Here is a 20,840-nt window from a genome sequence, read left to right as displayed (position 1 = left end):
GCCACTTTAATGGTCGGTCGCGACCGATCCGGCTACGCGGTGACCGCCAGGGTCGCCGCCAGGCCGAACGCCAGGCCCATCACGGTGACCTCGATCGCGGCGTTGCGCAGGGAGATCTCGGCGGTCACCCGGTGCTCCGCGGCCCGGCGCACCCAGCTGCGCCGCCACCACCAGCCCAGGCCGGTCAGCGCGCACAGGACGGCGAACTTCGCCAGCAGGATGCGTCCGTAGCCGGTCGACCACAGCGGCTCCAGCCCGCCGAGACGCACCAGCCCGTCGATCGTCCCGGTCGCGGCCACCGCCAGGATCAACGGCGCGGCCAGCGCCGAATAGCGCGGCAGGGTCCGCGCCCAGCCGCCACGGGTGCGCAGCACCACCGCCATCGCCACCAGCAGCCCGAGCCAGCACGCCGCGGCCAGCGCGTGGATCGCGGCCAGCACCGAACCGAACATCTGCTGGGACATGTGCCCGGTGATCGGGCGCAGGGCCAGCGCGACCGCGGCGAACACCAGCACCAGATCGGCCGACGCGGTGTCGGGCCTGCGGTAGGCCAGCGCCGCGTAGCAGGCCACCGCGCCGGTGCAGAACAGGATCGCGATGCCGATCTGACCGCTGCTCAGGTTCACCAGGAAGGTGCCGAATTCGCCGGCGCCGAGCCGGGCCACCGGCACGCCGACCACGTCGGCGGCCTCGGCCACCAGCACCGCGAACTCGGCCGCGAACCAGATCCCGGCCAGCACGGCCAGCGGGCGCCAGTCGACCCGCAGCCGGTCGTCGAGCCGGGGCAGGGCCGCCAGCCCGAGCACCACGGCGCCCGCGCCGTCGGCGAGCACCCGGGCGCACGCCGCCAAGGGGAACCCGCCGTCGCGGCGCAGCAGCCACGCCAGCGCCACCCCGGCCAGGGCGGCCACCACGACCGGCACCAGGACCCGCCACTGCCGCGGCGTCGTCGCGGGTGCCCGGCGACCGGTCGTCATGGGTGACTACTTCTTGCGGCCGGACAGCAGCGCGACCGCGAGGCCTGCGCCGAACAGCACGACACCACCGGCGATGAACACCCACACCGGCACGCCGCCGCCGGAATCGCCGCCGCCGTCGGCCTTGTCCTCACCCGGCTTGGCGCCCGGCGTACCGGTGCCCGCCTTGCTCAGCGTGAAATGCCGGGTCCCGCTGACCGGATGCCCGTCGGCGGAGGTGACCCGGAACGCGAGGGTGTACTCGCCGACCGGCCCGAGCTCGCCCAGTTCCACGCTGACGGTGCGGCCCTCGACGAGCGCCTTGCCCTTCGACCACAGACGACCGTCCGGGCCGACCACGGTCAGCGACGGAAAGTTCTGCTGCAGTTCCTCGTTGAAGGTGATGCTCGCGCGCGCGGGCCCGACCTCGACGGTCGAGCCGTCCTCGGGCACGCTGCTCACGGCGCCGGAATGCGCGCTCGCGGTGCCCGCCGCCGCGAACATCGCGGCGAACAGGCCGGCGATCAGCACGGCGAGCACCCGGCGCCCGATGCGTCGGCGCGCGGACCGGTTGATGTCGGCGACGAGATGATCGGCCCGCATCACGACCGCCGCGACCGGAAGACGAGGCCGAGGCCGAGCGCGGCCGCGAACAGGCCGAGCGCCAGGCCGAGGCCGCCGAGCCAGCGCGCGACCGTATCGGTCTCCTTCGCGCTGGTCTCGCCGGACGCGACCTGGTGGTCGCCGCTCGCGCTGCCGCCGTTGGCGGTCAACGTGATCGACGGTGCCGGGTGCTCCGGCTCGGCGCCGCCGGTGCTCGGCTGATCCCAGGCGACGACCTTGCCGTCGCTGTAGGTCTGGGTGGCGGGGAAGTTCACCGTGTCCTGCGCTGGCAGCGGGCCGAGTGAGAGCACGAAGCGCTGGAACTGGCCGGGGCCGACGCCCGGGTTGCCCGGGTCGGCGGTCCAGGCGACGGCGACGGCCTCGCCCTTGTCGTTGCGCTCGACCTTGGACGTCCAGCCCGGCATGGGCTCGGTGCGCACGCTTTTCAGGTTCGGCACCGTGACGCGCAGCGCGGTGGTGGCCGCGGTCTCGGATTCGGTCGGCACCTTGAAGGTGGCGACGGTGTACTTGCCCTGGGCGGCGCCCGGCGCGTCGACGGTCACGTGCGCGGCCGCCGAGCCGCAGGCGGCGAGCACCAGACCGGCCGCGATGGCGGCGGTCCCGGTGCCGCGGGTGATGAAGTTGTGCATGGAATGCCTTCTGTCCGAAGAGATGCTGATGTCGTCGTGAATCAGGCGGACAGCGGCGGCGCGCGCGGACATCGCGCGCCCCTCGGATGGCCGGTAGGCCCGGCGAGCACCAGATCGGCCCAGCGCCGCACGCGGACGGCGACGGCGGTCGGCGGCGGGCCGAGCACGACCGCGATCACACTCGACGCGGCGAGATACAGCCGCTCGGCGACGAGAATCAGTGCGGCGCAGGCGAACGCGGCGACGGTGTGCGCGGCCACCATCGGCGCGCCCGGCAGATGGAACAGCTCGTCGTGATGATCCAGCGACGCCGACAGGGCGAAGTGCCCGGCCCACTGCCCACCGAGCAGCGCCGCGCAGGCCCGGACCATCGGCGCGGCCGACCGCCCGCGCGGCCCACTCGCGATGACGCCCGCGCCGAGCGAAACCAGCAGCAGCAGAGCGAGATCCGACGAGCGCGGCACACCGCCGCCCGCGCTCCCGTGCGCGGCGACGGCCAGCGCGCCGACGAGGACGCCGCAGCCACCCCCGCGCAAGCGGGCGGTGAGCTGCGACGTGGTCACGACGGGATCAGCGCACGCCGAGCCGGGCGAGCGCGTCGGTCTCCAGCACACCCAGCTCGGACGAGATGGACGCGTGCACGGCCTTGCGGCGCGTGGCGGGCATCTGCTCGGCGGTGTTCACCGCGACGGTCAGGTCGGTCAGCCGGGACCGGGCGGCCTCGACGAACTTCTTGGTGTCGGCGTCACCGGGGGCGTCGGCGGCGACCTTGTCGAGCGCGCTCTCGGTGTTGGTGATGCGGGCCTGCAGGCGTGCGCCGTGGCCGCTGAACTCGCCAAGCTGGTCGAGCCCGATGCCGAGCTGCTGCGCCTTGCGGGCGTCGAGCTGGCCGCGGACATAGGTGGCGCCCCGGTAGGCCAGCGGCGTGAGCACCGGGACCAGCACCCGGGCGACGCCGATGTACTTGCGGATCTGGCTCGCGCTGAACAGTTCGCGGTCGGCCTTCGCCGCCACCTTCTGGGCGGCCTTCTCCTCGGCCTGCAGGGTCGCGATCTGCGCCTTGGCCACCTTGGCCTCGGTCCTGGCCTGTGCCTTGGCCGCGCGGCGGGTGGTGCGTTCGCCCGCCTTGGCGGCCTTGCGCTCGTTCTTGGCGCCGAGTTTGGCCTCCACGGCCGCTTTGTGCTTGAGCGCCTTCGCCTCAGCGCGTCGGCTCGGCCGCCGCTTGCGCTTGCTGAACAACCCCATGAGATCAGGCCCTCCGTCATGCTCGCCAAGTCATGAGGCAGTGCCGGGGTAGCGGCCTGCCGTACTTCGTAGCGTAGTGGGATGAGGGTAGCGATTGGGCATTGTGTCGGGGGGAGGGACCATACTGCTTGCGTGCGTGCAGCCGAGGACGACTTCGACGGCGGGCCGGTGCATCGCCCGGCCCCCGCTTCCGCTGCGCTCGATCGAGGTACCGACACCGGGGTCGCCGAGTCCCGGATCGCCTTCCTGGACGCGCGCTCGCTGATCGGGTGCAGGCATCGCCTGCGCCTGGACGCCGAGCATCCGGGCACCATCGCCGAGGTCAGGGAGGATCCGGGCGTCCAGCAGCGCCGCGAGGCCGCCGCCGCGCACCGGCTCAAGGTCCGCGACGAGCTGGTCGCCGCCGCCCCCGCCGAGTGGGTGGTGGTCGACCCGCGGCTGCGCGCGGGGGAGAAGGCCGCGGCGACGATGGCCGCCATGGAGGCGGGCGCCGCCCGCATCTGGGGTGGGCTGCTGCCGCAGGAACCCGATACCGGCCGTCGCGGCGGCGCCGAGTTCCTGCTCCGTGACGACGACCGCGGCGGCTTTATCCCGATCATCGTGGTCAACCACAAGGTCACCGACCCGCGCAGGCCGGACCCGGCCGATTTCCACCCGCTGACCTCCGAGCTGTTCCGCTGGCAGCCCCGCCGCGACAAGCACGTGAAGCTGCGTCCGCAGCCGCGCGACCAGCAGCGCCTCGCGCATCTGTACCGGATGCTGCAGCGCCACGGCATGGCCAGCCCGGCCCTGCTCGGCGGCGCGATCGGCCTGGCCTTCGACCGCATCCTCGTGCACGACCTGACCAATGTCCTGGCCGACTACGACCAGCGCTACGGCGACCGGATCGCGGTGGTGCGCGGCGAGCTGCCGACCCAGCCGTCGAAGGTGCCCGAGTGCAGGCAGTGCCCGTGGTGGGTGCGCGGGGCCGACGGTGCGCCGAGCTGCGAGGGGCAGCTGGCGCTGATGCGCGATGTCAGCCTGGTCGCGCCCGGTTCCAGGGCCGACGTGCTGCGGGTACACGGCGTGCAGACCGTCGACGAGCTGGCCGCCTGGACCGGCGACGACCCGGAGGACTGGCAGCACGGCCCGTTCTCCGAGACCGTGGTCACCGCCCGCGCCTGGATCGAGGGCGCGCCGCTGGTGCGCCGCTTCGACACGGTGAGCGTGCGCCGCGCCGACGTGGAGGTCGACGTCGACCTGGAGAGCTACCAGGAGGACGGCGCCTACCTGTGGGGCACCCTGCTCGACGACGTCTACCGGCCGTTCGTCACCTGGGACCCGCTGCCCACCGAGGACGAGGGCCGCTCCTTCGGGGAGTTCTGGACCTGGCTCATGGGCGTGCGGGCCGAGGCCCACGCCGCGGGCAAGACCTTCGCCGCCTACTGCTACTCCCGCACCGCCGAGGACAAGTGGCTCTACGAGTCGGCCCGCCGGTTCGCGGGCAGGCCGGGTGTGCCGACGCACGAGCAGGTGCGCGCGTTCGTCGATTCGCCCGAGTGGGTCGACATGTTCCAGGCCGTCACCGACCAGTTCATCTGCCCCAACGGCAAGGGCCTGAAGAAGATCGCCCCGGTCGCCGGCTTCGCCTGGCGTGACCCGGAGGCGGGCGGCGAGGCCTCGATGGGCTGGTACCGCCGCGCCGTCGGCTACGACGCCGAATCCGACCTGTCCCAGCGCACCCGCCTGTTCGAATACAACGAGGACGACGTGCGCGCCACCCAGGTCCTGCGCGGCTGGATGACCGAGCGAGCCGCCGACGAGGTTCCCTCCCTGGCGGATTTCGGGCGGTAATACGATCGGGGGCGTGACAGAGCATGTCGAAACCCTCGAGTTCCAGGCCGAGACCCACCAGCTGCTGGAGCTGATGATCCACTCGGTCTACTCCAACAAAGACACGTTCCTGCGGGAGCTGATCTCGAACGCCTCCGACGCGCTGGACAAGCTGAAGCTGGCCACGTTCCAGGACAAGGACCTCGTCGCCGACACCTCCGACCTGCACATCGAGCTCGAGGTCGACGCCGACAAGCGCATCCTGACCGTCCGCGACAACGGCATCGGCATGTCCCGCGCCGAGGTGATCGATCTGATCGGCACCCTCGCCAAGTCCGGCACCGCCGAGCTGCGCCGCAAGCTCACCGAGGCCAAGTCCGACGCCGCCGCCGAGGAGCTGATCGGCCAGTTCGGCATCGGCTTCTACTCCACCTTCATGGTCGCCGACCGGGTCACGCTCACCACCCGCAAGGCGGGCGAGGCCGAGGGCACCCGCTGGAACGCCGCCGCGGGCAGCTCCACCTACGAGATCGACACCGTCGCCGACGCGCCGCAGGGCACCTCGGTCACCCTCGAGCTCAAGCCGGCCGACGAGGACGATCACCTCTTCGACTACACGCAGGAATGGAAGCTGCGCGAGATCGTCCGCAAGTACTCCGATTTCATCGCCTGGCCGATCCGCATGCAGGTCGAGCGCACGGTGATGGAGGGCGAGGGCGAGGACAAGGTCGAGAAGACCATCGTCGAGGAGCAGACCCTCAACTCGCAGAAGGCGCTGTGGACCCGGCCGCGGAGCGAGGTGACCGACGAGGAGTACAAGGAGTTCTACCACCACGTCAGCCACGCCTGGGACGAGCCGCTCGAGATCATCCCGATGAAGGCCGAGGGCACCTTCGAATACCAGGCCCTGCTGTTCGTCCCGTCGACCGCGCCGTTCGACCTGTTCACCCGTGAGCACAAGCGCGGCGTGCAGCTCTATGTGCGCCGGGTGTTCATCATGGACAACTGCGAAGAGCTGATGCCGGAGTACCTGCGCTTCGTCAAGGGTGTGGTGGACGCGCAGGACCTCTCGCTCAATGTCTCCCGCGAGATCCTGCAGCAGGACCGCCAGATCCAGATGATCCGCAAGCGCCTGGTCAAGAAGGTGCTGTCCACGGTCAAGGATCTGCAGGGCGCCGAGGACCAGACGAAGTACCAGACCTTCTGGACCCAGTTCGGCCGGGTGCTCAAGGAGGGCTTGCTCTCCGACACCGACAACCGCGAAACCCTGCTCACCGTCTCGTCTTTCGCCTCGACCGCCTCGGACTCCGAGCTCACGACGTTGAAGCAGTACGTCGAGCGGATGCCGGAGGGCCAGGACGCGATCTACTACATGACCGGCGAAAGCCGTGCGCAGGTGGAGAACTCGCCGCACCTGGAGGCGTTCAAGGCCAAGGGCCGCGAGGTGCTGGTGCTGACCGATCCGGTCGACGAGATGTGGGTCGGCTCGGTGCCGGAGTTCGACGGCAAGAAGTTCCAGTCGATCGCCAAGGGCGAGGTCGACCTGGAGACCGAGGACGAGAAGAAGGAGACCGAGGCCCTGCGCGAGCAGCAGGACAAGGACTTCGCCGATCTGCTCACCTGGCTCGGCTCGACCCTCGACGAGGTCGCCAAGGAGGTGCGCCTGACCAACCGGCTCACCACCTCCCCGGCCTGCCTGGTCGGTGACGTCTTCGACTTCACCCCGATGCTCGAGCGCATGTACCGCGCCTCGGGCCAGGCGCTGCCCGAATCCAAGCGCATCCTCGAGCTCAACCCGACCCACCCGCTGGTCACCGGCCTGCGCGACGCCTACGACGCGCGCAAGTCCGATGCCGACGAGGGCAAGGTGCCCGAGCTCGCCGAGACCGCCGAACTGCTCTACGGCACCGCGGTTCTCGCCGAGGGCGGCGAACTCAAGGACCCGGCTCGTTTCGCCCAGCTGCTGACGGAGCGCCTGACCCGCACCGTCTGAGGCAGCTCGAACACGCACCCACGATGGCCGCTCGTCCGGAGCGGCCATCGTGGTTCGCGGACAAGGGCTGCGCTCGCTGTGCGGAATACGGGTGCCGACCGGCCTCGCAAGCCGCACTATGGAGGGATGGCGGCGGGGCATGTGATCCGCCGGGCGCGGCCCGGCGACTACGACGGCCTGATCGGGGTGGTCGATCACTGGTGGGGCAGAACCGTGGTCCCGAGCCTGCCGAGGCTGTTCCTCGACCACTTCCATCGCACCAGCCTGGTGGCGACCGACGACGACGGAATCTCTGGTTTCCTCATCGGTTTCGGTTCCCCGTCCGATCCCGACGCGGCCTATATCCATTTCGTCGGGGTGCGCCCCGATGCCCGCAAAGTCGGGCTCGGCCGCACCCTCTACGACGAATTCTTCGAGCTGGCCAGGGCCGACGGCCGAAAAGTGGTCACCGCCATCACCGCCCCGGCCAATTTCACCTCGATCGATTTCCATCGCAGTCTCGGCTTCACCGTCACCGGCCCGGTCCCCGACTACAACGGCCCCGGCCGCGCGCTGATCACCTTCGAACGCACTCTCTGACACCGTACGAGGCGAAAAACGTAGTCTGGTCGCGGCATCGATCGCGGAGCGAGAGGAACGGTCGGACATGTCGGAGGGGACGTCGGTCACGGCACAGCCGTGGGATCTGGTGGCCGAAGGGTACGCCGCGGCGGCGGCGACCGTGCTCGGTCCGTTCGCGGAGCGCGCGCTCGAATTGGTGACGCCGGGAACGTATTCCGTGATCGTCGACGTCGCCGCCGGAACGGGGCTGCTCAGTCTCGCGGCCGCGGCCAAGGGCGCGCGGGTCGACGCGATCGATGTCTCGGCCCCGATGATCGAACAGCTCACGGCGGCGGCCGAACTCGCCGGGCACACCACGATCACCGCGCAGGTCGGCGACGGCCAGGACCTGCCGTATCCGGACGGCCGCTTCGACGCCGGATTCTCCCTGTTCGGTCTCATGTTCTTCGCCGACCGGCCGCAGGGCTTCGCCGAGCTCCGCCGGGTCCTGCGCCCCGGCGCCACCGCAGTCGTCACCGCCTGGGCGCCCGCCGTCGACTCCTCGCTGATGCGCGCGCTCTACGGCGCGCTGACCGCGGGCGACCCGAACGCCGCACTGCCGCAGCCGAACGCGCGCGGCCTGGAGAACCCGGCCGTCTTCGAGGCCGAGCTGCGCGCGGCCGGATTCGAGGCGGTGACGATCCGCCCGCACACGGTCGAGGTCCGCTTCCCGGACGCGACGGCGCTGTGGGACACCATGACCCGCAGCAGCGCCCCGCTGACCACGCTCAGACACGAAGTGGGCGAAGCGGAATGGGAACGCCGCACCGAGGCCGCCATCGAGCACCTCACGGTCACCTACCGCGCGAACACACCGCTGTTCACCACGGCCCTCTTCGGCGTCGGCACGGTCCCCGCGGCCTGAACGACAACTGCCCGCCGCCGAAACCGGCGACGGGCAGTCATCGATGTCACCCACTCCACGACCGACGCGGTCGGCCAACCGACGAGGTGGTCCCGATCGGCGGAAGTCGCGGGGGAGCGTCCTAGCGCGGGGCCATACGCAGGGCGCCGTCCATGCGGATGGTCTCGCCGTTGAGGTAGTCGTGGCTCGCGATGTACTCGACGAGCTGGGCGTACTCGTCCGGGCGGCCGAGGCGCGACGGGAACGGGACGCCCGCCTCGAGGCCCTTGCGGTACTCCTCGGTGACGCCGGCCAGCATCGGGGTGTCGATGATGCCGGGGGCGATGGTGTTCACGCGGATGCCGAACTGGGCGAGGTCGCGCGCGGCGGGGACGGTCATGCCGTGCACGCCACCCTTGGACGCGGAGTAGGCGATCTGGCCGATCTGGCCCTCGAACGCCGCGACCGACGCGGTGTTGATGACCACGCCGCGCTGGCCGTACTCGTCGACCGGCTCGGTCTTGGCGATGGCGTCGGCGGCCAGGCGCATCACGTTGAACGTGCCCAGCAGGTTCACGGTGATGACGGTGCGGAACAGCTCCAGGTCGTGCGGGCCGTTCTTGGACAGGATGCGACCGGCCCAGCCGACACCGGCGCAGTTGACCACGATGCGCAGCGGGGCGGGGCCCTCGGTGATCTGGGCGATCGCGGCGGCGACCTCGTCGCCGCTGGTCACGTCGGCCGCGATCAGGGTGACACCCGCGGGGACATTGTCACCGGCGCGCTCGATCGACGCCGGGACGTCGAGACCGAAGACGGTGGCGCCGGCGTCGGCCAGACGCTTGGCGGTCGCGGCACCGAGGCCGGATGCGCCTCCGGTGACGATGGCGGCGGAACCCGAAATCTCCACGATGGTCCTCTCGTTCATGACTGCTAGTTGGCACTTCGTCAATTGGCACCCTAGCGGGTTTCCGGTGAGGTGCCCATCACGCCCACCGACGCTGCCGGATCAGCTGCGAAAATACCAGCGAACAGGGCTGTTTTCCGGTGGTAACGTGCGTTCATGAGATCGTTCGCCGCTCCGACGGTGGCCGGACGCAAGGTCCTGATCACCGGGGCAGCTCGCGGTATCGGGGCCGCACTCGCCCGCAAGCTCACCGCGCAGGGCGCCCACGTCGCCCTGCTCGGACTGGAACCGGAACTGCTGGCGGAGGTGGCCGCCGAATGCGGCGACGCCCCGTGGCGCTACTGCGACGTCGCCGACCGCGCCCAGGTCGACCGGGTGGTCGAGGCGCTGGTCGCCGAACTCGGCGGACTCGACGTGCTCGTCGCCAACGCGGGCATCGCCAAGCAGATGCCGATGATCGGTGGCGACCCGAGCGTGCTGGAGGAGACCCTCGCGGTCAACGTGCTCGGCGTCGCGTACGCCGTGCAGGCCGCCGGTCCGCATCTGGCCCGTCCCGGCGGCTACGTGCTGATGATGTCGTCGATCTCCACGGCGGTGCAGTTGCCGCTGGCCGGCGCCTACAGCGCCTCGGCGGCCGCGGTCGAGTCGCTGGCGGGCACCCTGCGCTGCGAACTGCGCCCGACCGGCGCGCGCGTCGGCGTCAGCTACTTCGCCGAGATCGACACCGAGATGACCCGGCGCGGCTTCGGCACCGCGGCGGCACACACCGGCCTGCGCGAGATCAGCCTGACCGGCACCTCGCCGATCGGACCGGCCGTGGACGCATTGGTCCGGGCGATCGCGCGCAGGCGCAAGAGCGTCGTCTCACCCTGGTGGGTGTCGCTCGTGCTGCCGGTGCGACCCTTGGCGCAGCAGCTGGTGCAGCGGTTGCTCGGCAACCGGGTCGCTCGCGCCATCGAGATCGCGCGCACCGAGGACGCCCCCTTCACCACCACCCAGCCTGCCCGACCACGCAGAATGGAACGGCAAGCCTGACCTCGAGCACGGAGTTCGACGATGAGCGATTCGGCATCCACCCTGCGCCAGCTCCCGCGCGGACGGCACCACCTCTCGCGCGAAGAAGTGGTCGCCTCCCAGCGGGAACGCATCCTCGTCGCGATGGGCGAGGCGATGACCGAAGGCGGCTATGTCGGCACGCCGGTGGCGGCCGTGCTCAAACGGGCCGGGGTCTCCCGCGAGACGTTCTACGAGCTGTTCCGCTCCAAGGAGGACTGCTTCGCCGCGGCCTTCGACCGGGTCTCCGGCCTGCTGGCCGGGCGGCTGCAGGGCGTCATCGCCGACACCGCCGACGCCGACGCGTTCACCAGAATGGACGCGATCCTCACTGCCTACTTCGACCACATGATCGACGATCCGGCCTCGGCCAGGCTGTTCCTGATGGAGGTGTACGCGGTCGGGCCGTCGGCGGTCCAGGCGCGGATGGAGTTGCAGAGCCGGTTCGTCGCGGTGGTGGCCGCGATGCTCGGCGCCCAGACCGACGAGCAGCAGTTCGCCTGCGCCACCCTGGCCGCCGCCATCGGCGCCATGGTCACCGGCAAGATCGCCGCCGACGACCTGGAGGGCCTGCGCGCGCTGAAGGAACCGCTGATCGACCTGGCCCGCCGCTCGGGTGTCGTCTACGGCAACGCGTTCGCCGGCTGATCCGTGATCGGCGCGGCGGACCTGCCGGGCCGGGTGAACCGCCAGGCGCCGATGCCGAGGCCGACCACGGCCGGGACGGCCAGCGCCAGGCCGGTCGAACCCCAGCCGCCGAGGCCGGGGACGAACGCGTCGAGGATCGTCTTGGCGGCGAAGAACAGGAACAGCAGGCCGGAGGCGAAGGCGATGCCGCGTTCGGGCAGGTGCTTGCCCGCGAGCTTGCCGACCAGGATCGCCAGGGCACCCGCCGCGACCATGCCCAGGGTCGAGCCGATCCACACCGCCAGCCAGCCGTTCTTGGAGGCCAGGGCGGCGGCGGCGAACATGGTGCGGTCGCCGAGTTCGGCGAGCATGAAGGCGGAGATGACGACCAGGAAGGCGTTGCGCGTGCTGGGCGGGGGCGCGTCGTCGTTCTCCGTGCCGGCGCCGAGGGCGTCGCGCAGCGTCCACAGGCCGACGACCAGCAGCGTGAGCGCGGTGACGACGGCGATGGCGTTCGCGGGCAGCGCGGTGCCGAGGAAATGTCCGACACCGGCGGCGATCAGATTGACGGCGACACTGGCGACGGTGATGCCGGACAGCACCACCCACCAGCGATAGCGCAGCGAGAAGGTGAGCGCCATCAGCTGCGATTTGTCGCCCAGCTCGGCGAGGAAGAGCACGCCGAAGCTCAGCAGGATCGTGGCGATCATGAATTCAGCTCCCAGGGTGGTACTCCGGCCTGCGGCTGAAGAAACGGGTGCGCCTCCAGCCACACCGGTCGACGGATCGGTTCGTGGCCGAAGGTCTCGCCCACCGGTGGTGACCGGTTCCCGCAGCCGGACCGCGCCGAATGTGGCGCCGATCAGTATGTCGACTGCGCGATTGCGGGCTACTCCCCTTCGCTGCTGTCCACCCTAACCCGATAGCTGTCGGGATGCCAACTCCTTATGAGCGAAATCGCAATGGCCGCAGTAAGTTTGGCTGTGCGGCCCGAATAGTTCGGTATCCCTGAATTACGGGTCGCGGACGCCCGTTGCCGAGCGTTCGCCAGACCTCGGTCGCGAAAGCCTCAGGCCGCCAGCAACATCGCCAGCACGGCGGTGTCGGGATCGCTGATCAGATCCATCCCGACCCGGCTCACCAGCGAGGTGACCGTGCCGTCGAGCTCGGCCTCGGCCCAGGCCGCGCGGTGCTCGAGACCCAGATGCGGCACGCCGGGCAGCAGCACACAGCCCGAGGCGGCGCCGGTGCACTCGGGCAGCGACGGCCGGGTCTCCGACGGCGGATGCAGCATCAGCAGCGCGGGCGGCACGTGCGCGGCGAACCGGCCGGGCTGGATCGCTTCCTCGCCCAGCACCGGCCCCTCGGCCAGCACCAGTCCGACCGTGCCCGGTTCCGGATCGTCGGGCAGCTCCTCGCGCACCCCGAACACCGTCGAGGTCGTCAGCAGGCCGGGCATCGAGGCCACCCGGACGGCGAGCACCAGGACCTGCGCCCATTCCTTGGTGGTATCCGGCCAGCGGCCCGAAACCACGAATCCCTGGAGGTGACCGCGCGCCTGGAAGGGCGTGATCCCGATCGGACCGTGTGTCGTCATGATGGCCTCCCGACTATCCGGGGGCTGCGCTGCCCGGTACCTCAGGAATAGCCCGAAACCCATCTGGCACACAAGTGCCAATGACTGCCAGATTGGGCAAAAACGACAACGGGCCCGGACGCGGCGAAACCGCGGCCGGGCCCGTCGAGGGCTTTTCTCAACCGAAGATCAGGCCCTTGCCCTGCGACACGGCGCGAGCGAAGCGGTCCTGCACGTCGGCCCAGTTGACGACGTTCCAGAACGCGGTCACGTAGTCGGCCTTGACGTTCTTGTACTGCAGGTAGAAGGCGTGCTCCCACATGTCGACCTGCAGCAGCGGGATGATGCCGGTCGGCACGTTGGCCTGCTGGTCGTACAGCTGGAAGGTCAGCAGCTTCTGGCCCAGGGTGTCGTAACCCAGGACGGCCCAGCCGGAGCCCTGCAGGCCGTTCGCGGCAGCGGTGAACTGCGCGCGGAACTTGTCGAACGAACCGAACTGGTCGGCGATCGCGGCGGCGAGGTCACCGTCGGGCTGGTCGCCACCGTTGGGGGAGAGGTTCTTCCACCAGACGGAGTGGTTGTAGTGACCACCCAGGTGGAACGCCAGGTTCTTCTCCAGCAGCAGGATGTTCGCCAGGTCGCCGCTCTCGCGGGCCTCTTCGAGCTGCTCCAGCGCCTTGTTGGCGCCCGCGACGTAGGCGGCGTGGTGCTTGGTGTAGTGGATCTCGTTGATCTGACCGGAGATGTGCGGCTCCAGTGCGCCGAAGTCGTAGTCCAGTTCCGGCAGCGTGTAGACGGCCACGATGTCCCTTTCCGTATGTCGGGCTGTGTGCGCCCAGTCGGACGAGCACACCAACCATCATTCGTACACCCGCTCGATGCAACCCCAGACGGTCGGCCCTGCATTCCCTTCGAATCACACCGGAGGAAACCCAGGTGTCCGCGGGCGGATGGTTACAGCGGCGGCGCGACGTCGGCCTTGGAGGCCCGCAGATCGCCGGAATCGTGGGCGGCCCACCAGCGCTTGCCGCCCGCGATGAACTCGGCCATCGGGATCTCCCGGCCCGCCGGGTCGGCCACGGTGATCCGGTCGAACCAGACGCGGACGTCGAGTTCGCGCGGGTCGATGCCCTCTTCCTGGGAGAACTCGATGACGTGCGCCGCGATCCGGTTGTCGAGCACGGTGTCGAAGCTGAGCAGCTCGCTCCACAGGGTCCAGCCGCTGTCGTCGAGGTCGATGAATTCCCAGCCGTGCAGCCCGCCGCCACCGAAACTCTCGATGGCCTCGTCGAGCTGCTCGAGGGTGAGGGGGAGGACGCGGGCGTCGATGTCGTCCCAGCGCTGGATGCGCAGGGACGCCGCCACCCGGGTGACTCCGGTGAAGGTGAGCAGGACTTTGGTGTCGATCGGCGTCTCGCCGTCGGCGGGTAGCGTCAGCACCTCGAGAGCGAGCTGCAGCCGCCCCGCGGCGGCGTCCACCTCTACTCCGAGACAGGTTGATTCGGACAAAGCGGTATTCAGGCCGTTGATGTCGAAACTGTCGAGTAGCCCCCTGCTCACGTTCATGCGCTCAGGCTACCGATCGGCCCGCCCAGATCCCAGGATTTAGGATTTTCTCTAGTGATGTCGTTTTTATGGAACCGAAACGGTCCGGCTCGCGTCCAAGTAGATGTCGGGACCGATGGGAGGTCGGAATCCCGACGTCAGCGGCGAACGGCCGCTCCGGGATGACATGGAGGGGAGTCCCGGATCGGCCGTTCCGCCGCTGACTTCGCGCGACGCACCTCGGCTGATAGCCCCCGCCTCATGATTGTGTGCTGACCGATAGCTGGGACCTGTGGATCAAGTTGTGGATTCTGTGGATAACCGGGATCCATCCACAGACCGCGCATTGCCCCGCCCGGCCTCGCTTCCGGCATGGCAGGATCGAGGCGTGACGAGCTCCGATGTGCCCACGGTGCCGGTGGGTGCGGTACCCGCCGCGTTCGACCACGCCGAACCGGCCGCCGGCGCCCAGCTGCTCGACGTGCGCGAACCCGACGAGTGGGAGCTCGGGCACGCGCCCGGCGCGATCCACATCCCGATGGTCGACGTGCCGGCCCGGCTCGACGAGATCGACATCGACGCCGAGGTGTACGTGGTGTGCAGGCAGGGCGGGCGCTCGATCGAGGTCGTCAAGTATCTGGCCCATATCGGGTACGAGGCGGTGAACGTGGCGGGCGGCATGGTGGCCTGGCAGCAGACCGGCCGTCCGGTGGTCGCCGACGGCGAGCACGAAGCCAAGATCTACTAGTCCGGAACGGGGTGCGCGGGTGAGTTCGGTGGTGCAACCATGTGCACGCTGTGGCGCGCGGTGGGCCGTACAGGGCGCGCCGATGCACTGGTGCCCACGGTGCCGTGGCGTGCTGCTGTCGCCGGGCCGGGTCGACGCGCCCGCCGCCCAGCGCAACTACCGCTGGATCGCCCGCAGGCCCGACCATCGCGCGCGCAAGGCCGCGACCGCGACCGTGCGGGCGCCGCTCGGCCCCACCCCGCACTACACCGAGATCCCGCGCTGGGGTCTGCTCGATCCGCCGCCCGCGCAGGCCCGCACCCCCGAGCGGCCGCTGTGGGGCCTGGCCGCCTCGCGCGATGTCCTGCTGGTGGTGACGGCGCTGGCCTTCCTGGTCGCCGCCTGCGCCGAGTACGGCCGGTACCTCATCCTGCTGCGCAACCGCACCAAGCTCATCCCCAGCTGGCTGCTGTGGATCTCCGACATGTCGGTGTGGGTGTTCGGCGTCATCGCGCCACTGTGCGCGCTCGCCACCGCGCTCGCGCTGACCGGCTGGCTGATCGAGGCGCGCAAGGCGAGGTTCGCGGCCGAGGGCAGGCGCGATCCGCGCCGCCGCTGGACGCTGATCCTCGGCTGCCTGGTGCCCGGCGTGAACCTGATCTGGCCGGGCGTCTTCCTCACCGAACTGCTCGGGCCCGTACCCGATCCCCGCGCCGAGCGGGCCGTGCGGATCTGGTGGGCGGCCTGGGCGGTCAGCGGTCTGATCCTCGTCGCGGCCACCCTCTGGCGCGACGCGTCGACCCTGCAGGCCGAGGCCGACGGCGTCTCGTTCACCGCGTTCAGCGATCTGTGCGCGGCCGGGTTCGTCGTGCTCACACTGTGGACCGTGCGCCTGCTCGAAGGCCGTGACCTGCGCGGGGAGCCGCGTTCGGCGCACCGCTGGGTGATGGCCGCCGATCCCGCCGAGGTCGTCATCGCCCCGGTGCAGCCCGGTGCGCCCGCGAGCGGGCAGGATGACAGTGAACGCGCGGATTCCGCCGGAACAGGCGAGAATACGCAGGAGGAGGTTGTGGCCAAGTGAGCCAGGGCAATCGGGCGCCATTCGTCGTCGCGCACCGCGGTGCGTCCGCGGCGCGCCCCGAGCACACTCTCGCCGCCTACGAGCTCGCCCTCGAAGAGGGCGCCGACGGCGTCGAATGCGACGTCCGGCTGACCCGCGACGGTCATCTGGTCTGCGTGCACGACCGCACCGTCGACCGCACCTCCGACGCCACCGGCCTGGTCAGCGAACTGACCCTGGCCGAGCTGCGCGACATGAACTTCGGCACCGAGGACGCGCCGTCGGGCGTGCTCGCCCTCAGCGATCTGATCGGCCTGGTGCTCGACTGGCGCAGCAGGCCGACCAAGCTGTTCATCGAGACCAAGCACCCGGTGCGCTACGGCGCGCTGGTGGAGAACAAGGTGCTCGCCGAACTGCAGCGCTTCGGCATCGCGACGCCCGCCTCGGCCGATCACTCCCGCGCCGTGGTGATGTCGTTCGCCGCGACCGCGGTCTGGCGGATCCGCCGCGCCGCGCCGCTGCTGCCGACCGTGCTGCTCGGTGAGTCCTCGCGCTTCCTCGGCGGCGGCGCGGCGACCACCGTCGGTGCCACCGCCGTCGGCCCGTCGGTGAAGACCCTGCGCGAGCACCCCGAACTCGTCGACAAGGCCGCCGCGGCGGGCCGGGCCACCTACTGCTGGACCGTCGACGATCCCGACGACGTGAAATTGTGCGCCGACCTGGGCGTCAGCTGGGTCGCCACCAACCACCCGGGCCGCACGAAGGCGCTGCTGGCCGGCGTCTGAGTTTCCGCAGGGTCGCGTGCGGCGACAGCGCCGCCCGGCCATAAACTCCGTGCGTGGGTAAAAGCAAGCGGAACAGTCCGAAGCCCGACAGTAATCGGGCTCAGCGTCTCGCCGAGCGGCGTGCGGCGCAGGAGCAGGCATCTGCGGCCGTGACGCGGCCGTTCGAGGGGCTTGCTGCCGAATGTGATCTGGTGGCGCTGCGGGAGTTCGTGCCGTCGGCGACCGCGACCTTGAAGCTGGCGCCCGGTGTCGCGGCGCAGCGCGAGGTGACGCTGGCGACGGTGCTGCCCGGTGCGGTGGCCGCGCTGGTGCGTGCCGGTGACGAGCCGGTCGGCTTCGTCGGCACGCAGATGCAGTTCCAGGGCACCGACCCGAACGCCGACATCGCCGCGGCGATCCTGTGGACCCAGTCCGCCGAGCCGGGCGAGTCGCTGAACTCGGCCGATTCGGTCGAGGGCGGTCCGCGCCTGGCCGACGTCATCGACCCGGGTGCCGACCTCGAGCTCACCGTGCACCAGGACTTCGACTGGTGGGTGCCCGAGGGCGTGACCCCCGATCCGCAGGTGGCGGCGACGATCGAGCAGGCCAAGCAGGCGATCATGCCCTCGGCCCGGCTGGATCTGGGTGCCGACGGCATCGGCGCGGCCTGGTGGGTCGACGCGGGCGAGAAGGCGCACGTGCGCTGGGTCCGTCCCGAGGACGAGGACAAGCTGATGCTGGCGCTGGCGCGCGTGCACGCCGGCGGTGGCCTGCACATGGGCGAGGGCTCGCGCTTCGCCGGCTCGTTCCGTACGCATGGTCTGCTGGTGCCGGTGTTCGATCTCGATCCCGAGCGGCACCCGACCGAATGGGAAACGCCCGCACGGGAATTCGGTGCGCGGCTGGCCGAGGCGCTGGCCTCGGATGCCCCGATGTCGGGCGAGGAGCGTCGCTCGCGCGACGGACTGCGTTCGCGTCAGGTCACCCTGCGCTGAACTCTTCCACGCTGAACTAAATGAAATAATCTCATTTCACTTGCCGGGTCGGCTAGGTTCACGCCTACGCCGACCAATCGGCGAAGTGGAAAGGGATAACAATGGAGTTTCTCGGTTCTGTCGCCGGTCTCGCGCAGATTGTCATCGGCACCATTCTGGCCAATACCGGCTCGGGCGGTTCCGGCTCCGGCTGGTGAAGCGCACAACGGATTCGGCTCGCGTGCGCGAGCCGAATCCGGGTGGCTGTATCAGACGCTGCCGCCGGCGACGGACGGTGCGCCCGACGCGTCCTTCGGGGTGCTGAGCTCACGCCACATGAACGCCTCCAGATCGAACAGGTTCGACCCGGCGCGATCGGCGATGTTGAGCAGCGTGGTCATGTGCGCGACTTCCTCGACCTGTTCCTTCAGGAACCACTGCATGAACTGCTCGCCGAGGTAGTCGCCCTCTTCACGGGCGGTGCTGGCCAGCCGGATGATCTGGTCGGTGACCGTCTTCTCCTGGGCCAGGGCCAGTTCGATCGGCTCACGGGCGGTCTCGAAGCTCGACTTCGCGGCGTCGATGCCCGCGATCTCCACGCTGATGTCCCGGTCGACGAAGTACTGCACGATCATCATCGCGTGGTTTCGCTCTTCGACGGACTGGGCGTAGAACCGCTTGGCGAGCTGCGGGAGATCGTTGTTGTCGAACCACACCGCAATGGCGATGTACTGATGCTCGGCGTTGAACTCATGCCGGATCTGGTCTTGGAGCAGGCTGTGGAATTTGCTGCGAGGGGCTTCCGGATGAATCGACATGGCCGCAACATTAGACCTGGTAAAAGGGGGTTGTCATCCAAGTGCAACCTTATTGAGGGAAGTATTTCCTAACCAAGTATTCCCTTACTGAAGTTGCCCTGTGCCCGCCATTTTCGGCGCCGTGTTGTCCACTGGCACAGCGCCTGCCAGCTCACGCCGGATGAATTCCTCCACGTCGAACAGATTGTCCTGCCGGTCCAGCACGGTGAGCAGCGTGCTCATCTCCGCGACATCGGCGACCTGTTCCTTCAGGAACCACTGCACGAATTGTTCGCCGAGGAAATCCTCGGCCTCGCGCGCCGCCCCGGCCAAGGCGCTGATCTGCGCGGTGGCGGTCCGCTCCCGATCGAGCAGGAAGGCGATCGCGGCGCGCGGCGAATCGAACTCCGAGCGCAGCTCGTCGAGCCCGCCGATGGTCACCGCGACATCGCGATCGAGCAGATACTGGACCATCCGCATAGCGTGGCCCCGGTTCTCGGCCGAGCGGGCGTAGGTCTGCGCGGCCAGCTCCGGTAGTCGCTCGGCGTCGAAATACACGGCGGCGGCCAGATACTGCTGTGCTGCGGTCAGCCCGTGCCGGATCTGGTCCCGCAGCAGCTCGATGAACGAACGGTCCTCGGCCATACAACGACGTTACCGCGTCAGCAGGTCCTCGGGAATCTGTTGATCCTTGGCCAGGGCGTCGAAGAAGGCGCTCGCCTTCGTCTTGTCCCACAGCAGCACGTTGCCGACGTCGGTGTCGTCGAATCCGCCGATCGGCACGCTGGTGGTGACGGTGTCGCCGCGCATCGCCCAGCCGAGCGCGGCCAGGTTCCAGATGTGGTCGCCGTCATCGACTTTCAGCGATCCGGCCACGCCGGTGGCCATCGGCCACAGCGCGAACGGATTGGCCAGGGTGCCCAGGCTGGTCGCCTTCTTCAGCAGCGCCGACATGAACATCCGCTGGTGCTTCATCCGGTCGACGTCCGCGCGCGGGGTCGCCCTGGTGCGCACGAAGCCCAGTGCCTCGGGGCCGGTCAGCTCCTGGCAGCCGGCGGGCAGGTCGAGCCCGGCCAGCGGGTCGACGATCGGCTCGTCCAGGCACATCTCGATGCCGCCGAGCGCGTCGACGACGCCGGCGAAGCCGCCGAAGCCGATCTGGGCGTAGTGGTCGATCCGCACGCCGGTGGCTTCCTCCACCGTCTGCACCAGCAGCGACGGGCCGCCGAACGCGAACGAGGCGTTCAGCTTGTCCTTGCCGTGGCCGGGAATGCTGACATAGGAGTCGCGCGGCAGGCTGACCATCGTGGTCGGCCCGGACGACGGGATGTGCACCAGCATGATCGTGTCGGTGCGTTCCGGGCCGGTGTCGCCGCCGGTCGCCAGCTCCTGCTCCTGCTCGGTCGACAGGTCGCCGCGGCCGTCGGAACCGACCAGCAGCCAGTTCGTGCCGGGCGTATTGCCGATCCGGTCGCTGTAGGAGGCGAGCGCGGGGATGCGGGTCAGCGAGTTGTCCAGGTGCACCACCGCGGCGATCAGGCCGACGATCAGCAGCACGACGACCACCAGGAACCACCGGAACGGGTGGCGCCTGCGCCGTCGTCGCGGCGGCTGGACCTGCCCGCCCGCGTCGGCGGGCGGTGGGGTGCGCCGCCGGGGCGGGACGGCGTCGTGATGGGGAACCGGGCGCTGGGTGGGCGCGTGCCTGGCCGGCTCGCGATGCGGCACCGGGCGCTGCGTCGGCGCGTGTCCGCGCGGGGTCACCTGCTCGTGCGGCATCTGCGAATAGGCCAGCGGCTGATCGCCGCGGCCGTCGCGATGCAGGACCTGGGTCGGCTCGATATGCGAGGCGGGACGCTCACGCCGCGGCGCCGGGTTGTAGCGCACGGTCGGACCCTCGTCGGGCGCGGGCATGCGCCCGGCCTGCGGGTTTCCGCGTCGCATGGCCGGATCGCCGCCCGGGGGCAGCGGTCGGCGCGGCGGGGCGCCGCGGCCCGCCGGTGGCGGCACGGCAGGACCACCGGGGCGGCCTGGCGGCGGCACCCGGCGCCTGCGCGGGTCATCGCGCGGATCGTCGCCGTTCATCACTGTGGAACTCTACTGATCG

The 20,840-nt window shown here is 70.1% G+C and carries 23 protein-coding genes; 10 read left to right on the top strand and 13 right to left on the bottom strand.

The genetic code is table 11. The features are described 5' to 3' along the window. Window positions 1-32: 32 nt before the first annotated feature. Genes ACFVW6_RS09605 through ACFVW6_RS09585 form a run of 5 tightly spaced genes read right to left on the bottom strand, consistent with a single transcriptional unit; the run spans window position 33 to window position 3,454 of the window. Window positions 33-977 carry a CopD family protein gene (locus ACFVW6_RS09605; protein ID WP_378824612.1) on the bottom strand — a complete coding sequence of 315 codons (945 nt, stop codon included), beginning with the start codon at window positions 975-977 and terminating at the stop codon, window positions 33-35. Between the two features lie 6 nt (window positions 978-983). After that, window positions 984-1,559, bottom strand: a complete 576-nt coding sequence (locus tag ACFVW6_RS09600) for a copper resistance protein CopC (protein ID WP_378824614.1) — start codon at window positions 1,557-1,559, stop codon at window positions 984-986. Then, on the bottom strand, window positions 1,559-2,209 hold the full coding sequence (locus tag ACFVW6_RS09595) for a YcnI family protein (protein ID WP_378824616.1): 651 nt from the start codon (window positions 2,207-2,209) through the stop codon (window positions 1,559-1,561). Before ACFVW6_RS09595 ends, ACFVW6_RS09600 begins: the two co-directional genes overlap by 1 nt. A gap of 41 nt (window positions 2,210-2,250) precedes the next feature. Further along, window positions 2,251-2,772, bottom strand: coding sequence for a hypothetical protein (locus tag ACFVW6_RS09590; protein ID WP_378824618.1), 522 nt, complete (start codon window positions 2,770-2,772; stop codon window positions 2,251-2,253). Between the two features lie 7 nt (window positions 2,773-2,779). After that, complete coding sequence (locus ACFVW6_RS09585; protein ID WP_378824620.1) at window positions 2,780-3,454, bottom strand: DUF6474 family protein; 675 nt, start codon at window positions 3,452-3,454, stop codon at window positions 2,780-2,782. A 237-nt stretch (window positions 3,455-3,691) separates the two neighbouring features. Here ACFVW6_RS09585 and ACFVW6_RS09580 point away from each other — a divergent pair, with 237 nt between their 5' ends. The 4 genes from ACFVW6_RS09580 (at window position 3,692) to ACFVW6_RS09565 (ending at window position 8,724) form a co-directional block, all read left to right on the top strand. Beyond that, the gene (locus ACFVW6_RS09580; protein WP_387791281.1) at window positions 3,692-5,287 is read left to right on the top strand and encodes a TM0106 family RecB-like putative nuclease; all 1,596 of its coding nucleotides are present in this window, start codon (window positions 3,692-3,694) and stop codon (window positions 5,285-5,287) included. A 13-nt stretch (window positions 5,288-5,300) separates the two neighbouring features. After that, on the top strand, window positions 5,301-7,259 hold the full coding sequence (gene htpG, locus ACFVW6_RS09575; protein ID WP_378824624.1) for a molecular chaperone HtpG: 1,959 nt from the start codon (window positions 5,301-5,303) through the stop codon (window positions 7,257-7,259). A 126-nt stretch (window positions 7,260-7,385) separates the two neighbouring features. Further along, a complete protein-coding gene (locus ACFVW6_RS09570) occupies window positions 7,386-7,838 on the top strand; it encodes a GNAT family N-acetyltransferase (protein ID WP_355283771.1) in 453 nt (150 codons plus the stop codon). Between the two features lie 67 nt (window positions 7,839-7,905). Beyond that, window positions 7,906-8,724: a class I SAM-dependent methyltransferase gene (locus tag ACFVW6_RS09565; RefSeq protein ID WP_378824630.1), complete on the top strand. Its 819-nt coding sequence runs from the start codon at window positions 7,906-7,908 to the stop codon at window positions 8,722-8,724. Window positions 8,725-8,845: 121 nt separating this feature from the next. Here ACFVW6_RS09565 and ACFVW6_RS09560 read toward each other — a convergent pair whose 3' ends face one another. After that, window positions 8,846-9,613, bottom strand: a complete 768-nt coding sequence (locus tag ACFVW6_RS09560; RefSeq protein ID WP_218716139.1) for an SDR family NAD(P)-dependent oxidoreductase — start codon at window positions 9,611-9,613, stop codon at window positions 8,846-8,848. A gap of 153 nt (window positions 9,614-9,766) precedes the next feature. On the opposite strand from ACFVW6_RS09560, the gene ACFVW6_RS09555 reads away from it, so the two are divergent. Beyond that, window positions 9,767-10,645: an SDR family NAD(P)-dependent oxidoreductase gene (locus tag ACFVW6_RS09555; protein ID WP_357341794.1), complete on the top strand. Its 879-nt coding sequence runs from the start codon at window positions 9,767-9,769 to the stop codon at window positions 10,643-10,645. A gap of 21 nt (window positions 10,646-10,666) precedes the next feature. Further along, window positions 10,667-11,311, top strand: coding sequence for a TetR/AcrR family transcriptional regulator (locus ACFVW6_RS09550; protein ID WP_378824632.1), 645 nt, complete (start codon window positions 10,667-10,669; stop codon window positions 11,309-11,311). On the opposite strand, the gene ACFVW6_RS09545 is transcribed toward ACFVW6_RS09550, so the two are convergent. The 4 genes from ACFVW6_RS09545 to ACFVW6_RS09530 form a co-directional block, all read right to left on the bottom strand. Next, window positions 11,287-12,000, bottom strand: coding sequence for a TMEM165/GDT1 family protein (locus ACFVW6_RS09545; RefSeq protein ID WP_378824634.1), 714 nt, complete (start codon window positions 11,998-12,000; stop codon window positions 11,287-11,289). The genes ACFVW6_RS09550 and ACFVW6_RS09545 overlap by 25 nt on opposite strands. A 359-nt stretch (window positions 12,001-12,359) precedes the next feature. Next, window positions 12,360-12,887, bottom strand: coding sequence for a peptidase (locus ACFVW6_RS09540; RefSeq protein ID WP_355283758.1), 528 nt, complete (start codon window positions 12,885-12,887; stop codon window positions 12,360-12,362). Window positions 12,888-13,044: 157 nt separating this feature from the next. Then, on the bottom strand, window positions 13,045-13,668 hold the full coding sequence (locus ACFVW6_RS09535) for a superoxide dismutase (protein ID WP_355283756.1): 624 nt from the start codon (window positions 13,666-13,668) through the stop codon (window positions 13,045-13,047). A gap of 152 nt (window positions 13,669-13,820) precedes the next feature. After that, on the bottom strand, window positions 13,821-14,432 hold the full coding sequence (locus ACFVW6_RS09530) for a hypothetical protein (RefSeq protein ID WP_378824638.1): 612 nt from the start codon (window positions 14,430-14,432) through the stop codon (window positions 13,821-13,823). 367 nt (window positions 14,433-14,799) lie between these two features. Between ACFVW6_RS09530 and ACFVW6_RS09525 the strand changes: the two genes are divergently transcribed. The 4 genes from ACFVW6_RS09525 to ACFVW6_RS09510 all read left to right on the top strand — a co-directional run bounded on the left by ACFVW6_RS09525 (window position 14,800) and on the right by ACFVW6_RS09510 (window position 17,957). After that, entirely contained in the window at window positions 14,800-15,159 is a 360-nt protein-coding gene (locus tag ACFVW6_RS09525) for a rhodanese-like domain-containing protein (protein WP_355283752.1), read from the top strand. Between the two features lie 109 nt (window positions 15,160-15,268). Beyond that, window positions 15,269-16,219 (top strand): DUF4328 domain-containing protein, encoded by a 951-nt coding sequence (locus ACFVW6_RS09520; protein ID WP_378824641.1) that lies wholly within the window; start codon window positions 15,269-15,271, stop codon window positions 16,217-16,219. Beyond that, complete coding sequence (locus ACFVW6_RS09515) at window positions 16,216-16,983, top strand: glycerophosphodiester phosphodiesterase (RefSeq protein ID WP_355283747.1); 768 nt, start codon at window positions 16,216-16,218, stop codon at window positions 16,981-16,983. The genes ACFVW6_RS09520 and ACFVW6_RS09515 overlap by 4 nt, the downstream gene beginning before the upstream one ends. 53 nt (window positions 16,984-17,036) lie before the next feature. Then, window positions 17,037-17,957 (top strand): DUF5926 family protein, encoded by a 921-nt coding sequence (locus tag ACFVW6_RS09510; RefSeq protein ID WP_355283744.1) that lies wholly within the window; start codon window positions 17,037-17,039, stop codon window positions 17,955-17,957. Between the two features lie 248 nt (window positions 17,958-18,205). Here ACFVW6_RS09510 and ACFVW6_RS09505 read toward each other — a convergent pair whose 3' ends face one another. The 3 genes from ACFVW6_RS09505 to ACFVW6_RS09495 form a co-directional block, all read right to left on the bottom strand. Continuing rightward, complete coding sequence (locus ACFVW6_RS09505) at window positions 18,206-18,754, bottom strand: ferritin (protein ID WP_355283742.1); 549 nt, start codon at window positions 18,752-18,754, stop codon at window positions 18,206-18,208. An 84-nt stretch (window positions 18,755-18,838) separates the two neighbouring features. After that, the gene (locus ACFVW6_RS09500) at window positions 18,839-19,378 is read right to left on the bottom strand and encodes a ferritin (protein ID WP_355283739.1); all 540 of its coding nucleotides are present in this window, start codon (window positions 19,376-19,378) and stop codon (window positions 18,839-18,841) included. Window positions 19,379-19,387: 9 nt separating this feature from the next. Then, window positions 19,388-20,818 carry an LCP family protein gene (locus ACFVW6_RS09495; RefSeq protein WP_378824646.1) on the bottom strand — a complete coding sequence of 477 codons (1,431 nt, stop codon included), beginning with the start codon at window positions 20,816-20,818 and terminating at the stop codon, window positions 19,388-19,390. Between the last annotated feature and the right edge of the window lie 22 nt (window positions 20,819-20,840).

The sequence above is a fragment of the Nocardia sp. NPDC058244 genome, from assembly GCF_042882065.1.
GTDB lineage: Bacteria > Actinomycetota > Actinomycetes > Mycobacteriales > Mycobacteriaceae > Nocardia.
This window is presented reverse-complemented; position numbering and strand designations above follow the sequence as displayed.

What these genes read in the sequence shown, in the direction of transcription:
- ACFVW6_RS09600 (WP_378824614.1), bottom strand. Translation starts at nt 1,559, where the DNA reads ATGCGGGCCGATCATCTCGTCGCCGACATCAACCGGTCCGCGCGCCGA.
- ACFVW6_RS09505 (WP_355283742.1), bottom strand. Translation starts at nt 18,754, where the DNA reads ATGTCGATTCATCCGGAAGCCCCTCGCAGCAAATTCCACAGCCTGCTC.
- ACFVW6_RS09500 (WP_355283739.1), bottom strand. Translation starts at nt 19,378, where the DNA reads ATGGCCGAGGACCGTTCGTTCATCGAGCTGCTGCGGGACCAGATCCGG.
- ACFVW6_RS09585 (WP_378824620.1), bottom strand. Translation starts at nt 3,454, where the DNA reads ATGGGGTTGTTCAGCAAGCGCAAGCGGCGGCCGAGCCGACGCGCTGAG.
- ACFVW6_RS09495 (WP_378824646.1), bottom strand. Translation starts at nt 20,818, where the DNA reads ATGAACGGCGACGATCCGCGCGATGACCCGCGCAGGCGCCGGGTGCCG.
- ACFVW6_RS09565 (WP_378824630.1), top strand. Translation starts at nt 7,906, where the DNA reads ATGTCGGAGGGGACGTCGGTCACGGCACAGCCGTGGGATCTGGTGGCC.
- ACFVW6_RS09545 (WP_378824634.1), bottom strand. Translation starts at nt 12,000, where the DNA reads ATGATCGCCACGATCCTGCTGAGCTTCGGCGTGCTCTTCCTCGCCGAG.
- ACFVW6_RS09605 (WP_378824612.1), bottom strand. Translation starts at nt 977, where the DNA reads ATGACGACCGGTCGCCGGGCACCCGCGACGACGCCGCGGCAGTGGCGG.
- ACFVW6_RS09550 (WP_378824632.1), top strand. Translation starts at nt 10,667, where the DNA reads ATGAGCGATTCGGCATCCACCCTGCGCCAGCTCCCGCGCGGACGGCAC.
- ACFVW6_RS09530 (WP_378824638.1), bottom strand. Translation starts at nt 14,432, where the DNA reads ATGAACGTGAGCAGGGGGCTACTCGACAGTTTCGACATCAACGGCCTG.
- ACFVW6_RS09570 (WP_355283771.1), top strand. Translation starts at nt 7,386, where the DNA reads ATGGCGGCGGGGCATGTGATCCGCCGGGCGCGGCCCGGCGACTACGAC.
- ACFVW6_RS09595 (WP_378824616.1), bottom strand. Translation starts at nt 2,209, where the DNA reads ATGCACAACTTCATCACCCGCGGCACCGGGACCGCCGCCATCGCGGCC.
- ACFVW6_RS09555 (WP_357341794.1), top strand. Translation starts at nt 9,767, where the DNA reads ATGAGATCGTTCGCCGCTCCGACGGTGGCCGGACGCAAGGTCCTGATC.
- ACFVW6_RS09540 (WP_355283758.1), bottom strand. Translation starts at nt 12,887, where the DNA reads ATGACGACACACGGTCCGATCGGGATCACGCCCTTCCAGGCGCGCGGT.